15 protein-coding genes are annotated in these 13,260 nt (G+C 72.8%); 9 read left to right on the top strand and 6 right to left on the bottom strand.

All coding sequences use genetic code 11. From position 1 onward, the window contains the following. The 3 genes from FHS34_RS34780 to FHS34_RS34770 all read left to right on the top strand — a co-directional run. Window positions 1-168 (top strand): transglycosylase SLT domain-containing protein (locus FHS34_RS34780; protein WP_184972983.1); only part of this gene is annotated, 168 nt, incomplete at its 5' end. Between the two features lie 521 nt (window positions 169-689). Beyond that, window positions 690-968: a hemerythrin domain-containing protein gene (locus FHS34_RS34775; protein ID WP_184972981.1), complete on the top strand. Its 279-nt coding sequence runs from the start codon at window positions 690-692 to the stop codon at window positions 966-968. Between the two features lie 80 nt (window positions 969-1,048). Beyond that, complete coding sequence (locus tag FHS34_RS34770; RefSeq protein WP_184972979.1) at window positions 1,049-1,441, top strand: DUF2267 domain-containing protein; 393 nt, start codon at window positions 1,049-1,051, stop codon at window positions 1,439-1,441. Window positions 1,442-1,513: 72 nt separating this feature from the next. Here the strand turns inward: FHS34_RS34770 and FHS34_RS34765 are convergent, their stop codons facing one another. From FHS34_RS34765 to FHS34_RS34755, 3 genes are all read right to left on the bottom strand, one after another. Next, a complete protein-coding gene (locus FHS34_RS34765) occupies window positions 1,514-1,939 on the bottom strand; it encodes a DUF6003 family protein (protein WP_184972977.1) in 426 nt (141 codons plus the stop codon). A gap of 196 nt (window positions 1,940-2,135) precedes the next feature. Then, window positions 2,136-2,558 carry an ATP-binding protein gene (locus FHS34_RS34760; RefSeq protein ID WP_184972975.1) on the bottom strand — a complete coding sequence of 141 codons (423 nt, stop codon included), beginning with the start codon at window positions 2,556-2,558 and terminating at the stop codon, window positions 2,136-2,138. A gap of 101 nt (window positions 2,559-2,659) precedes the next feature. Further along, the gene (locus FHS34_RS34755) at window positions 2,660-2,905 is read right to left on the bottom strand and encodes a DUF5133 domain-containing protein (protein WP_184972973.1); all 246 of its coding nucleotides are present in this window, start codon (window positions 2,903-2,905) and stop codon (window positions 2,660-2,662) included. 276 nt (window positions 2,906-3,181) lie between these two features. On the opposite strand from FHS34_RS34755, the gene FHS34_RS34750 reads away from it, so the two are divergent. Both FHS34_RS34750 and FHS34_RS34745 read left to right on the top strand, forming a co-directional pair. Beyond that, on the top strand, window positions 3,182-4,390 hold the full coding sequence (locus tag FHS34_RS34750) for a phospholipase D-like domain-containing protein (RefSeq protein WP_184972971.1): 1,209 nt from the start codon (window positions 3,182-3,184) through the stop codon (window positions 4,388-4,390). Between the two features lie 214 nt (window positions 4,391-4,604). Continuing rightward, the gene (locus FHS34_RS34745) at window positions 4,605-6,701 is read left to right on the top strand and encodes a HelD family protein (protein ID WP_184972968.1); all 2,097 of its coding nucleotides are present in this window, start codon (window positions 4,605-4,607) and stop codon (window positions 6,699-6,701) included. Between the two features lie 65 nt (window positions 6,702-6,766). On the opposite strand, the gene FHS34_RS34740 is transcribed toward FHS34_RS34745, so the two are convergent. Beyond that, on the bottom strand, window positions 6,767-7,150 hold the full coding sequence (locus FHS34_RS34740; RefSeq protein WP_184972966.1) for a BlaI/MecI/CopY family transcriptional regulator: 384 nt from the start codon (window positions 7,148-7,150) through the stop codon (window positions 6,767-6,769). 166 nt (window positions 7,151-7,316) lie between these two features. On the opposite strand from FHS34_RS34740, the gene FHS34_RS34735 reads away from it, so the two are divergent. From FHS34_RS34735 to FHS34_RS34720, 4 genes are all read left to right on the top strand, one after another. Further along, window positions 7,317-8,786, top strand: coding sequence for a hypothetical protein (locus FHS34_RS34735; protein WP_184972964.1), 1,470 nt, complete (start codon window positions 7,317-7,319; stop codon window positions 8,784-8,786). Then, complete coding sequence (locus FHS34_RS34730) at window positions 8,783-9,730, top strand: lysylphosphatidylglycerol synthase domain-containing protein (RefSeq protein WP_184972962.1); 948 nt, start codon at window positions 8,783-8,785, stop codon at window positions 9,728-9,730. Before FHS34_RS34735 ends, FHS34_RS34730 begins: the two co-directional genes overlap by 4 nt. 166 nt (window positions 9,731-9,896) lie before the next feature. Then, window positions 9,897-10,244, top strand: a complete 348-nt coding sequence (locus tag FHS34_RS34725; RefSeq protein WP_184972960.1) for a DUF1330 domain-containing protein — start codon at window positions 9,897-9,899, stop codon at window positions 10,242-10,244. A 453-nt stretch (window positions 10,245-10,697) separates the two neighbouring features. Next, window positions 10,698-11,174 carry a DUF5709 domain-containing protein gene (locus FHS34_RS34720; RefSeq protein ID WP_184972958.1) on the top strand — a complete coding sequence of 159 codons (477 nt, stop codon included), beginning with the start codon at window positions 10,698-10,700 and terminating at the stop codon, window positions 11,172-11,174. A 121-nt stretch (window positions 11,175-11,295) separates the two neighbouring features. Here the strand turns inward: FHS34_RS34720 and sthA are convergent, their stop codons facing one another. Both sthA and FHS34_RS34710 read right to left on the bottom strand, forming a co-directional pair. Further along, the gene (sthA, locus tag FHS34_RS34715; RefSeq protein ID WP_184972956.1) at window positions 11,296-12,702 is read right to left on the bottom strand and encodes a Si-specific NAD(P)(+) transhydrogenase; all 1,407 of its coding nucleotides are present in this window, start codon (window positions 12,700-12,702) and stop codon (window positions 11,296-11,298) included. A gap of 137 nt (window positions 12,703-12,839) precedes the next feature. After that, entirely contained in the window at window positions 12,840-13,046 is a 207-nt protein-coding gene (locus tag FHS34_RS34710; protein WP_184972954.1) for a hypothetical protein, read from the bottom strand. Between the last annotated feature and the right edge of the window lie 214 nt (window positions 13,047-13,260).

The raw sequence follows: 13,260 nt of genomic DNA, 5'->3' as shown, positions 1-13,260 counted from the left end.
GGCATCCCCTCCAAGGGCCTGCTGCAGGTGATCGACCCCACCTTCAACGCCTACCACGTCAACGGCACCGCCCACAGCATCACCGACCCGGTCGCGAACATCACCGCCGCCGCCAACTACGCCGCGCACCGCTACGGCTCCATCGACAACGTCAACTCCGCCTACTGAGCCACCCCCACCAGGCGCCCTCACGGGGGGACGACGCACGCGGCACGGCGAAGGCCCGGACCACCAGGTCCGGGCCTCGGCGCGTTCCGGGCGGGGCGCACCGGCGGCGTCCCCGTGGCCGAAGTACCGGGACCGTCTACGGGCTCGCCTTCACGCATCCGCTGGACGTGTGCGGGGACGAGACCGGCGACGGCGTCCACCGGGATGCCGGGCGGGACTTCGGCCTGACGTCGGTGTGCGTGGACGCCTTCCCTCCGTCCGTCACCTGTGACTGGACCAGCGGCCACAGCACGGAAACGGTGTGGTTCTGGGTCACGCCCCTGCTGTGTGCGGGGCCGGCCTGCGCCGCCGTCTGCTCCGCCCCGCTTCTCGTCAGGCGCCTCTCGTGCAGGAGGGCGCGAAGTCGGCAGCACCGGAGGCCTGTTTGACCTGGGAAGCCTGGGCAAATGGGGCAAAGCGGAGAATTCGCGGCAGGGTTGCGGGTATCGGGAGGTGAAAGCCACTCCAGCAAGGAGGCGCACATGACACCGACCCGGGACGTCGTCGAGTTGATCCTCGAGGATCACCGGACGATGGAAGACCTGCTCCGCCTGATGCGCAGCACCGAGGCCGACCGTCAGACGGCACTGCACGACTTCGCGCACCTGATGATCGCTCACGGCGAGGCCGAGAGAGCCTCGGTGCACCCCGTCCTCGTCTCCTTCGAGGACGCCGACACCGTCGAGCACATCGAGTCCGCCCACCAGGAAGCCGTCAAGGTCCTCTTCGCGCTCCTGCAGGTATCCGCCACCCCCGCGTGACGCCCGCGTCCCCCTCGCGAAGACCCGGCCGCGGGGCGATCCGTGCCGCCGCGGAGCAGAGATCCACGACAGGAGCCACCATGGACCGGAGCCTGGACGCCTTTCTCACCCAGGTCACCGAACGCGCGGGCTACGACAGGCCGCAACAGGGAGCCAGAGCCGTACAGAACGTGCTGGAGGTCCTCGGGGCGCACCTGGTGGGTGACGACCGCACGGACCTGGCCGCCCTGCTGCCCGGCGGGTGCGGATCACTGCTGACGGCGAGCGTGCCGGGCAGCGAACCGCTGACGCCCGCGTCGTTCGTCGAGGCCGTGGCCGACCGCAGCAACGAGGACCTCGCCGAGGCCAGGCGCGAGATCGACGCCGTACTGCCCACCCTGGCCGAGATCGCGGACCAGGCTCTGCTGCGTCGTCTGCTCACCCAGCTGCCACCCGGGCACGCCGGCCTGTTCGGCTGCACCGACCCGGGCTGACCGGCCTGACCGGCGGGACCGGCGACCGGACCGGTGGGCCCGGCGACCGGTCCCGCGGGACGGCCCGGCGGATCAGTCGTCGACGGCCTGGACGATGTCCCGCGGATCCAGGCCGGTGAGCTGTGCGATGCGCGGCGCGGCAATCCCTGCGGTGAGGGCGCGGTGGACCAGCGACCGCCAGTCCTGGGTGGTGTCCCGGAAGCCGATCAGCTCGGACTCCATGTCCGTCACGGACTCGGGTGCGCACGCGTGCTCGACCCGCAGCGTCTCCTCCTCGCTGAGCGGCACCGGCAGCCGCTCCGCGTCCTCCGGGACGAGGACCTCCGCCCCCGCCGGCACGATCCTGACGCGCTCGGAGGAAGCGGGGATCCCGTGAGCGCCGAGCCAGCCGAGCACCGCCGGGCTCTGGGAACACTCCAACTCGCCCACGGCGGACATGGCCGCGCCCAGACGCGGATGGCGCTCGGGGAGAACGAACAGCAGGGCCTCGTCGGCCATGGGCAGGACACCTCTCTAGCGGAAGCTGGGCAGGGAGTTCATCCCCGGGTCCTCAAGGACGCGCCGTCGCCCGCCTCGGCGACGCCCGCTCACGTGCGGGCTCGCGGACGGGCCGTCCGCACGCGGGCGCCCGGGCGGAGCCGGAAGCGCGCGGCGCTGGAGACGAAGGGGGTGCGACGGGATGCGGCGCGGCCGCTCATTCCGGCCGGGGAGCCGTGGGCGGCTGGAAGCAGGCGGTGACGTCCTTGCCGCGGGGGCAGCGCTGGGCCTGCCAGTCGTCGGCGAGCGCGTCGATCAGGAGCAGCCCGCGTCCCCCGAGCGCGTCGTCGCTCCGGTCCCGCTGCTCGGGCAGCCGGGGCGAGGCGTCGTGCACGGTCACGTGCAGGCATTCCTCGTCCCAGGTGAGGATGAGGTTCGCCGTGCTGTGGGCGTGGACGTGGGCGTTGGTGACCAGCTCGGAGACGGTCAGCACGACCGAGTCCACCAGATCCGGTGCCGCCCGCTCCCAGCCGAGCGTGGCCAGATGCGCACGCGTCCAGTCCCTGGCCGCCTTCACCCCGCTGCTCACCGGCAGTGAACGCGCCCATCCCACAGCCCTCAGTGATGAGTTCCGTACCACGGTCTCTCCTTCAGCCGCCGCGTACTAGGTCCCGTCTGCCCGGCATGCGGCCGACGGAACCCGAGCGGAGGATTATTCCGGCCCTGCGAGGCTCGTCCGGGTCAGGCGGCCAAGGTCCGGGGCGCCCGGGCGGCCGCACAGCGGGCCGTTCGCAGCTTCTCCAGGAGATCGTCGGCGGCGGCGAGGGCCCGGTCCACCGACCGGGTGCCGGTCATGACGCACAACGCCCGGGAGGCGTCCTCCAGTTCGCGGCTCGAGCGGCCGGTGGGCCGCAGGTCGTGGCGGAAGCGGGCATCGGCGAAGCGGGCCAGCAACGAGCGCAGTTCCTTCTCGGCGGGCAGCGACACAGTGACAACCTCTCTCCAGGGCGGGCCGTCACCGCGGTCCCGCGGCCTCCGTGCGCGCACCTGCCGGCCGGCGCCACGGTCGAAACGGAGCGGACATCTCCTCCGGAGGCTCGTCTGCCCCTGCCTGATCACCGTACGCACCGGCGCGTGACATCGCGCGCCGCGCGCCGGTCCGGGTGAATACCGGGAGTGAGACGGTGGTACCCGGGCATCCGCCCCCTGGGCTCCACCGGCTGCCCGCACCACTTCGTCCGCTTGGTCCGACGGGAGACTCGAGTGATCCTCGACGGCATACCGGCACCCGCCGAGGGTGGCACCGCCCCTGACACGGATGCCCGTAAGCAACACCTGCGCCGCCGTCTGGAACGGCTGATCGGGGTGGCCGCCACCGAGGGGAACGAGCTGCGGCCCCTGCGCAACGGCGACGAGATCTTCCCCGCGATGCTCGGCGCGATCCGCTCGGCCCGGTACACGATCGACATGATGACGTTCGTGTACTGGCGCGGTCAGATCGCCCACGACTTCGCCGCCGCCCTCGCCGACCGCGCCCGTGCGGGAGTGAGGGTACGGCTGCTGCTCGACGGTTTCGGCGCCAAGGAGATCGAACGGCGTCTGCTGGACCTCATGGAGGCCGCCGGCGTACAGGTGGCATGGTTCCGCAAGCCGGTCTGGCTGTCCCCGTTCAAACAGAACCACCGGTGCCACCGCAAGGCCCTCGTCGTCGACGAGCACACCGCGTTCACCGGCGGCGTCGGCATCGCGGAGGAATGGTGCGGCAGCGCCCGCAACCCCGGCGAGTGGCGGGACACCCACGTCCAGGTGCGCGGCCCGGCCGTGGACGGCATCGCCGCCGCGTTCGCGCAGAACTGGGCCGAGTGCCACGACGAACTCTTCGACGACCGCGACCGCTTCACCGAGCACCACCAGGCCGGCTCGTCCGTCGTCCAGGTGGTGCGCGGCTCCGCCAGCCTCGGCTGGCAGGACATGCAGACCCTCATCCGGGTCATGCTCACCTCCGCCGAGGAGCGCTTCCGCCTCGCCACCGCCTACTTCGCGCCCGACACGTACTTCGTCGACCTGCTGTGCCGAACCGCTCGCCGTGGTGTGCGCGTGGAGATCCTGCTCCCCGGCCCCCACACCGACCAGCGCGCTTGCCAGCTGGCCGGCCAGCACCACTACAGACGCCTGCTGGAGGCAGGAGTGCGTATCCGGCAGTACCAGCCGACGATGATGCACGCCAAGATCATGACCGTGGACTCGGTCGCCTCCCTCATCGGGTCCACCAACTTCAACCGCCGCTCCCTGGACCACGACGAAGAGGTCATGCTCGCCGTCCTGGACGAGGAGTTCACCGCGGCGCTCGACCGCGACTACGACGCCGACCTGAGACGAAGCGTCGACATCGACCTCGCCCGGTGGAATCGACGGGCGGTACTCCAACGCGCCAAGGAGGCCGCCGTCACCCCCATCCGCCGCTTCCTGTGAAACGCGGGTGACGGCGTCCGGGCTGGATGTGCGGTGCCGGGATCCTCGGGGGCACCCTTTCCCCCGAACGGCAAGGAAACTTCCGGCTGTTCGTGCGGGGAGAATGCATCGAGGGACACATTCCACCGGGTTTGGTCAACGTTTACTTTTCCGGAAACCGTCTGCATAGTGGCGCCTCGAAATAGTGGCGGATTGAGCCGGAGAGGGCCTTTTCTTGTCTCAGATCAACGAGGTTGCCGCGCGCGAGGTGGAGTCCGAGCGGCTTCAGGTCTCCGTCATAGGCGAGCTGTTCGACGAGCGGCTGACCGGGACGCGGGAGCAGCTGGCGCGGGTGCTCGCGTCGCCGGCCGACGGCGCGAGCGAGACGTACGAGAGGGAGGTGGCCGCCGGAAGGCTGGCGGGGGAGATCCGCCGTCTGGAGGGGGCCGAGGACGGGCTGGTCTTCGGCCGGATCGACCTGGCGGACGGAACCGTCCTGCGGATCGGCAGGCTGGGGCTGCACAGGGATGCGGACGAACTGCCGGTACTGGTGGACTGGCGCGCCGAGGCCGCACGGCCCTTCTACGAGGCGACACCGGTTCATCCCATGGGGCTGCGCCGCCGCCGCCATCTGCGCCTGACGGGCCGCACCGTGGAGGCGGTGAGCGACGAGCTGCTGGACGGCTCCTCGCCCACCGGACAGGACGTGGTCGGCGACGGTCCGTTGGCGGCGGCACTCCAGGCGAGGCGTACGGGGCGGATGGGCACGGCCGTCGCCACGCTCCAGGCCGAGCAGGACGCGATCGTCCGGTCGCCGCACCGCGGGGTGACGGTGGTACAGGGTGGTCCGGGCACCGGAAAGACGGTGGTCGCGCTGCACCGCGCCGCGTACGTGCTGTACGCGTTCCCGAAGGCGTCGGAGCGCGGCGTGCTCGTACTGGGGCCGAACGCGCGGTTCCTCGACTACATCTGCCAGGTGCTGCCCTCGCTCGGGGAGAACGACGTCGTGCTGGCGACGTGCGAGGAGCTGGCCGGCATCGTTCCGGGCGCCGCGGACCCCTACGAGGTGGCCCGCCTGAAAGGGAGCGGCGCACTGGCCGACGCGCTGGCCGCCGTGGTCCGCTCCCGGCAGGCCCCGGACGGTGACTTCGACGTCCGGGTCGGGCAGGAGTGGATTCGTCTGCCCGGCGGGGATGTCGCGCAGGCGCGGGAGTCGGCGCGGACCAGCGGCCTCGCGCACAACCGGGCGCGTCAGGTGTTCAAGGAGCTGCTGGTCGACGCCCTCGTCCGGGAACTCGCCCGCAGTGGCGCCGAGGCGCTCGAACGCATCGACGCCGAGGTGGCGCAACTGACGGGTCTCGACCTGGACAAGGCCGCGGCGGCGGACCTGCGCCGCCTCGGTATCGACGACGCACCCGCCTCGGGTGCCGACGAGTTCGACGCCGACGCCGTGCGCGCCGACCTGCTGGACGACGTCTTGATCGACCGGGCCGTCGAGGACCTGTGGCCGCGCCTCACCCCGGGCGACGTGGTCCGCGCCCTGCTGACGGACGGGGACGAGCCGCCGCACCCGGTGCAGTTCACCGACGACCAGTGGGCCCTGCTGCGGCGAACGCCCGATGCGCCCTGGACGGACGCCGATGTGCCGCTTCTCGACGAGGCGGCGAGCCTGGTCGACGGCCCGCCCGAGCAGGTCTTCGGGCATGTCGTCGTCGACGAGGCACAGGAACTCACCGTCATGCAGTGGCGGATGATCGTACGCCGTTGCCCGGGCAGGTCGATGACACTGGTCGGAGACTTCGCACAGGCGGGCCCGGCGACGGTGGCCCGGGACTGGCAGGAGGCGCTCGGCCCGCATCTCGGACGGCGCTTCGACCTGCGCACCCTGACCGTCAGCTACCGGACCACACAGGAGATCCTCGCCACCACGGAGGACCTGCTCGCCCGGATCGCCCCGGGCCGGCCACCGATCCGTTCGATCCGGCGCGGCGAGCCGCCCCGAACCGTCGCCACGGCCCCGGACGCGCTCGTCACCACCCTCCTGCGGGAGCTGCGCGAGCAGGGCGCCGCGCATCCGGGCGAGTTGACCGGGGTCATCTGCGCCGACGACAGGATGGAGCAGCTCGCGGCCGCGGGGATCGAGCGGCATGCCCGACTGGTGCCGGCCTCACAGGCGCGCGGCCTGGAGTTCGACGCCGCCGTCGTGATCGACCCGGACGGGATCACCGCCGCCCGCCCGGGGGGTGAGCGAGACCTGTACGTCGCCCTCACCCGGGCCACCAAACGGCTGTGCACCATCACCGTCCCGCCCGCCGTGGAGATCACGCGCTGAGCGGGCGCAGAGGGACCCGGTAGCGGTCACCCGGCGTCCGGCCCGAGACCCCGCGGAAGCGAACCTCACAGGCCCTCTTCGGCGAGCAGCGCGCGCAGAGCCCGTTCCTCCTCGGTGCTCAGCCCGGTCACGAAGTGCCGGAGCGCGGCGATCGGATCCGGCCCCCGGTCCAGCGCCGCGTGCATGGCCTGGGCGGTCAGCTCCGCCGCGTTCTTGGCCGGCCGGTACGCGCCGCGCCGCCCGTCCGCGTCCCGTAGCACCAGCCCTTTGTCGTACAGGCGCTTGAGGATCGTGTGCACCGTGTTGTACGCGAGTGCGCCACCGATGTCCTGCTGGATCTCCGCCGGGGTCAGCGGCCGCTCGGTGGCCCAGAGCGCGGCCAGCACCGCGCTCTCCAGCTCCCCGGCGCCGCGCCGCTCCGCCCTGCCGCGGGAACCTGTGCCAGCCATGCACCAACCTTACAGCGCGTAGGGGCGTCGGCCGGATGGCCCTGCCTGCCGGGCACGGTCGGGTGATCCGCACTGGTTTGACCGTGTTTTTCGCTGTTTACTCACCGGCTTCACGGGCCATGGGGTGACAGTGGGCCCTACGACCTGTAGGGACAAAGGGGTGGTCATGGCCGGCAGCGTGCACGCGACACTCGACGCGGTGAGGCGGGGGCGCCCGCGCCCCGCGTCCGCCGCTGCCGCGCGGGCCGCCTGGCCGCTCGCTGCCGTCGCCGCGGCCTTCACCCTGGCCCAACTGCTCCTCGTCGGGCCCGGCATGGGACTCGGCTGGGACGAGACGGTGTACGTCAGCCAGGTCAGCGGACACGCCCCCGCGGCCTTCTTCAGCGCACCCCGCGCCCGGGGCGTCTCCCTGCTGGTCGCACCCGTCGCGGCCTGGACCTCGTCCACGCCACTGCTGCGGCTCCACCTGGCCCTGCTCTCCGGACTCGCGCTGTTCCTCGCCCTGCGCGTCTGGCGCACCCTCTTCCCCGTCCGTGTACTCGCCCTGGCCGGCGCCCTGTTCGCCTCGCTGTGGGTGACCCTGTTCTACGGCCCCCAGGCCATGCCCAACTACTGGGTCGCCGTCGCCGCCCTGGCCGCCGTCGCCTGTTTCCTGCGGGCCCGCGCCGACCGGACGGACCGCGGTGCCCTGTGGGGCCTGGCGGCGAGCGCGGCCCTGATGGCGTGCATGCGGCCGGTGGACGCGGTCTGGGTGACCCTGCCCCTGCTCGCCCTGGGCCCGGCCCGCCGCGGCCGGCGGGCGTCGGCCGTCCTGCTCGCCGGGCTCGCCGCGGGCGCCGCGCCGTGGGTGATCGAGGCGTACACCGGGTACGGCGGCCTGGCCCGCCGGCTGTCCGACGGCGCGGCGATCCAGGGCGGGTTCGGCTGGCACCTCGCCGTCGTGGACCAACTGCGCAGCCTGGGCGGCCGGACGCTGTGCCGGCCGTGCACCGGCGCCCTGCCGTACCCGCTGCTCACCCTCTGGTGGTTCGCGCTGCCCCTGCTCGCCGCCCTCGCCCTGGCCGTCGCCGTCCGCGCCCGGCGCCCGACGGCCACGGCCCTGTCCCTCGCCTGTGCCGCGACCGCCGCCTTCCCCTACCTGTTCCTGATCGGCTACGCGGCACCCCGCTTCCTGCTCCCCGCCTACGCCCTGCTCGCGGTCCCGGTCGCGGACGCGCTCGTCCGGCTGACGGCGACCCGGCGCCCGGCGGCCGTGACACTGGTCTGTGCCGGGCTCGCCGTCCACCTCGCGGTGCAGCTCGACGTCGTCACGCGGGCGGTCGGCAGCGCCGGCACCCTCCACCGGACCTGGTCCCGTACCGTGACCGAGCTGTACCGGCGTGGCGTCCGCCCGCCCTGCCTGCTCACCGGCCACGAGGCCATTCCGGTCGCCTTCGCCGCCGGCTGCGCCTCGGCCGCGACGGCCGGCCCCAACGCCAACACCACCGCGGACGGCATCGCCCGGGCCGCCCGGCGGATGCCGGTCGCCACGCTGGTGCCGGCCGGTTCCGCGCCGCCCGGACACGCCCGGAACTGGGCGTCCGTGGTCGTCGGCGCCGTCCGGCTCTACTACGTCGTACCGGGCGCCGGTTCATGACGTCCCCGGCCGGCCTCGCCGCCTCCCTCGGCCGCCGGCGCGCCTGCTGGCACGCCGGTGTCTGCCTCGCCGTACTGTCCGGCGCGCTGTATCTGGCCCGTCGGCACTGGCCCGCGCTGGAGAGCGGGGCCGGGCGGCTGGCGGTCGCCGACCAGGGCTGGCTGCTGACCGGCGCGGCGGCGGCCGTGGGCACCTGGGCGGCCTCCGCCCTCGCCCAGCAGGGTGCCGTCGTACGGCGGCTGCCCGGTGTCCGGCTGGTCGCCGCCCAGTTCGCGGCGTCCGCCGCCAACCATCTGCTGCCCGCCGGGCTCGGCGCGGGCGCGGTGAACCTGCGCTTCCTGATGCGCTGCGGACTGCCGGCCGCGCGGGCGGCGGGCGCGCTCGCCGTCAAGGCCACCACGGGCGCCGCGGTCCGCCTCGCGCTGATCGCGCTGCTCGCCCCGGCCTGCCCGGGGCTGCTGCGCCTGCCGCGCGTCTCCCCGGCGGCGGTCGCCGTCGCCCTGGGCGTGGCCGTACTGGCGGCGGTCCTGCTGGCCACCCCCTTGTGGTCGCGCTGCCGGCCCGCGCTCGCCGCCGTCCTGACCGACATCCGCGCGCTGCACGCCTGTCCGGCCCGCGCGGCGGCCCTGTGGTGCGGCTCCCTGGCCTTCGCCGCGCTGCACGCGCTGGTGCTCATCGCCGTCACCCGGGCCGTCGGGCTGCCGCTCGCGCCGCTCCAGGTGGCCCTGCTGTACCTCGCGGCCAGCAGCGCCGCCGCCCTGCTGCCCACTCCGGGCGGTCTGGGTTCACTGGACGCCGCGCTGGCCCTCGCCCTCACCGCCGCCGGCACCCCCGGTGCGGCCGCCGCGTCCGCGGTGCTGGGCTACCGGCTGCTCACCGTGTGGCTGCCGCTGCTCCCCGGCCTGCTGGTGCTCGGGCTGCTGGTACGGCGCAAGTCCCTGTGACGGACGGGGAATCGGCCGCACCGGACTCCGGTCCGGGCCGGCGCGAGACGGGTGAGGCCGCGACACGGCCGTACGCCGGGACGATTACCTGCCGGGTCATCGATCTCGGTGCGGCTCCGTGGCACGATCTTCGGTGTACGCCAGCCCGGTCCACCGGAAGGACATCATGACCGCCTACGTCATAGGTCACCTGCAGGAGGCCGCGCCGCACGCGGAGATCGCCGAGTACATCGAGCGCATCACCGGCACCTTCGAGCCGTACGGCGGACGCTTCCTCGTCCACGGTGCGCAGCACGAGGTGAAGGAGGGCGGCTGGCCCGGGCACGTCGTGGTGATCTTCTTCCCGTCGGTCGCCCAGGCGCAGGCCTGGTGGGACTCGCCCGCCTACCAGGAGATCGCGCCCCTGCGCTCGCGGCACATCGACGGCGACATCATCCTGGTCCCGGGGGTCCCCGAGGGCTACGACGCGGCCGCCACCGCGCAGACGATCCGCAAGGGCCTGCAGGCCGAGTAGGACGCCCCCTGCGGCTGGGTGTGCGGCAGGTTTTCCCGCTCCATGGGGAAGGCCTGCCGCGACCTTTACTGCATATCTCTTGCAAATGCGGGGGAGTTGGCACAAGGCTGTGGAGCGCAGCCGTACCCGTGTCACCGACGGAGGATTCCCTCTGTGACGGCCGCCCCTGATTCCGCTCCGACCCTCCCCGCTCAGGCCGGACGCCACCCGCTCGGCCTGGCACCGCGTCCCCGGCTCCACGACGCGACAGGAGCGGATCAGGGCCGGCGGCCGGCCCCCCTCGGTCCTGACCCGGCACGTCGCTTCCTCCTGACCCCGGACGTCGCTTCGTCCTGACCCGCACGTCACCGGTCGGCACGCCCGCCGGCCGACCTGACCGGGGGCCGGCGGGATTAATGATCCGGTCCCGGGAAACGCGGACCGGGACCGCCCGCAACCCCGAGGGAGGCGACCATGAGCGACCAGCAGTCCGAGCAGACCCCCATGGCGGACGACGCCTACCAGCCCACCGGAACCAACGAGGAACAGGAGGACGCCGGGCCCCTGGACCTGCAGGACGCGGTCGGTGAACGGACGTACGACGACATGCTCGACGAGGGCTACTCCCCGCCGGAACGCCCGCTGGGCGTCACCAAGCACGGCACCACCGCCGGTGAGCAGCAGGCGGGGGAGACCCTGGACCAGCGGCTCGGCCAGGAGGTGCCGGACGTGACCCCGCCGGCCGGTGACGAGGTCGGCGACCTGCCCGGGGGCGAGGGCGAGCCGGTCGACCCCGAGGCCGGCGAGTTCCGCGCGGGCCGCCTGGTCGCCCCGGACGAGGGCGCCCACCCGCACACCGTCAAGGAGGAGGTCGCCGAGGACGTGGGGATCGACGGGGGAGCGGCGGGAGCGGAGGAGGCCGCGGTCCACGTGGTGGAGGAAGAACCCTGACCCCTCGGCCGACGGCAGCGGTCCGGCCAAGGGGACACGGGGACTGCGCGCGCCCAGCCACAGCCATCCCGCACCGGACCACCGGCCCCCGTGCCCATCCCTGGACCCCCGGCGGAAGCCCTCAGTCCAGGCGGTCGACCTGGCGGAGCCGGTTCGTGGCGTCCAGCGCGGCGACCTTGTACGACTCCGCGAGCGTCGGGTAGTTGAAGACCGCGTTGACCAGATAGTCCACCGTCCCCCCGCACCCCATCACGGACTGCCCGATGTGGATCAGCTCGGTCGCGCCCGACCCGAAGCAGTGCACCCCGAGCAGGGTGCGGTCCACGGGGGACACCAGCAGCTTCAGCATCCCGTGGGAGTCCCCGATGATCTGCCCCCGGGCCAGCTCCCGATAGCGCGCCGTCCCCACCTCGAACGGCACCCGGTCCTCGGTGAGCTGGTCCTCGGTCCGGCCCACGAAGCTGATCTCCGGGATCGTGTAGATGCCGATCGGCTGGAGCTGGTGCATGCGCCCGGCCGGCTCGCCGCACGCGTGGTACGCGGCGGCCCGGCCCTGCTCCATCGAGGTCGCCGCGAGCGCCGGGAAGCCGATGACGTCACCGACGGCGTAGATGTGCGGCACCTCGGTGCGGTAGTTCTCGTCGACCTCGATCCGGCCGCGCGCGTCCGCCGCCAGGCCGGCCCGGTCCAGGTCGAGGCCGTCGGTGAGACCCTGCCGGCCCGCCGAGTACATCACGGTGTCCGCCGGTATCTTCTTGCCGCTCTCCAGCACCGTGAGCGTGCCGCGCGGGTGGCGTTCCACGGCGGCGACGGTCTCCCCGAACCGGAAGGTCACGGCCAGGTCCCGCAGGTGGTACTTCAGCGACTCCACGATCTCCACGTCGCACAGGTCCAGCATGCCGGGACGCTTCTCGACCACGGTCACCTTGCTGCCCAGCGCGGCGAACATCGAGGCGTACTCCATGCCGATCACCCCTGCGCCGACGATCACCATGGACCGCGGCACCCGCTCCAGCGAGAGCACGTTGTCGGAGTCCATGATGGTCCGCCCGTCGAACTCGACGCTGCCCGGGCGGGCCGGCCGGGTGCCGGTGGCGATCACCACGTGCTCGGCGCCGATCAGCCGTTCCCGGCCGGAGATCTCCGACACCGCCACCGTGTGCGGGTCGGTGAAGCGGGCCGTACCGGAGTACACGGTCACGTGGTTGCGGGTCAGCTGGCTGCGGACGACGTCCACCTCACGGCCGACCACGTGCCGGGTGCGCGCCGTCAGGTCGGCGACGGTGATGTCCTCCTTGAGCCGGTAGCTCTGTCCGTACAGGTCGCGCTGGGTGAGGCCGGTCAGGTACAGCACCGCCTCGCGCAGCGTCTTGGAGGGGATGGTGCCGGTGTGCAGGGAGACCCCACCGAGCATGTCGGGGCGGTCGACGACGGCGACCCGGCGGCCGAGCTTGGCCGCGGCGATGGCGGCCTTCTGGCCGCCGGGTCCGGATCCGATGACGAGCATGTCGAAGTCGAAGTCGGGCACGCTCGGGAGTCTGGCAGCCAGGGGGCGTCCCGGGGAAGAGACGGCCGCCGATCGGAATTCCCGGCACGCCGGACGGGCCGGACGTCAGGTGCCGTCCGGCCCGCCTCCCCGTTCGTTCGCTTCGTCCCCGGACCGCCCTAGGGCAGCAGCTTCTCGATGGCCGCAGGGCCCTCCGACTCCAGCTTGCGACGCGCCCAGTCGAGGTTCTGGGGTGTGACGTCCCTGCCCGACGCCATCACCATGTCCTCGGGGGTGACGTTGCTCGACGGCGCGGAGTGGAGCAGGGCGTCCGGGGTGCGGACGTCGTCCGACGAACGGGACTCTTCAGGGGTGGATGTCGCCATGATGCCTCCTCCTCGGTCCGGATGACCGCATCCGTTCCGGTGCCTTTCGAACGGGGCACACTCTCACCATTGCCCTCCCGGGCGCACCCTGCATCCGGAAGCGCCCGGGGATCGGCTGTGGAGCACCTTCCCACCGCACACGAAACCACGCGTCTCCACCATGGAAAACATCCCGCACACTGGAAAATCCACCGTAAGTGGTAGAAAGTACGGC

Origin of the sequence: Streptomyces echinatus (assembly GCF_014203595.1) — a bacterium.
Taxonomy (GTDB): domain Bacteria; phylum Actinomycetota; class Actinomycetes; order Streptomycetales; family Streptomycetaceae; genus Streptomyces; species Streptomyces echinatus.
The sequence above is the reverse complement of the archived record's forward strand: the minus strand, read 5'-3'. Positions and strand labels throughout refer to the sequence as shown.

What these genes read in the sequence shown, in the direction of transcription:
- FHS34_RS34775 (WP_184972981.1), top strand. Translation starts at nt 690, where the DNA reads ATGACACCGACCCGGGACGTCGTCGAGTTGATCCTCGAGGATCACCGG.
- FHS34_RS34770 (WP_184972979.1), top strand. Translation starts at nt 1,049, where the DNA reads ATGGACCGGAGCCTGGACGCCTTTCTCACCCAGGTCACCGAACGCGCG.
- FHS34_RS34765 (WP_184972977.1), bottom strand. Translation starts at nt 1,939, where the DNA reads ATGGCCGACGAGGCCCTGCTGTTCGTTCTCCCCGAGCGCCATCCGCGT.
- FHS34_RS34740 (WP_184972966.1), bottom strand. Translation starts at nt 7,150, where the DNA reads ATGGCTGGCACAGGTTCCCGCGGCAGGGCGGAGCGGCGCGGCGCCGGG.
- FHS34_RS34735 (WP_184972964.1), top strand. Translation starts at nt 7,317, where the DNA reads ATGGCCGGCAGCGTGCACGCGACACTCGACGCGGTGAGGCGGGGGCGC.
- FHS34_RS34730 (WP_184972962.1), top strand. Translation starts at nt 8,783, where the DNA reads ATGACGTCCCCGGCCGGCCTCGCCGCCTCCCTCGGCCGCCGGCGCGCC.
- FHS34_RS34725 (WP_184972960.1), top strand. Translation starts at nt 9,897, where the DNA reads ATGACCGCCTACGTCATAGGTCACCTGCAGGAGGCCGCGCCGCACGCG.
- FHS34_RS34720 (WP_184972958.1), top strand. Translation starts at nt 10,698, where the DNA reads ATGAGCGACCAGCAGTCCGAGCAGACCCCCATGGCGGACGACGCCTAC.
- FHS34_RS34710 (WP_184972954.1), bottom strand. Translation starts at nt 13,046, where the DNA reads ATGGCGACATCCACCCCTGAAGAGTCCCGTTCGTCGGACGACGTCCGC.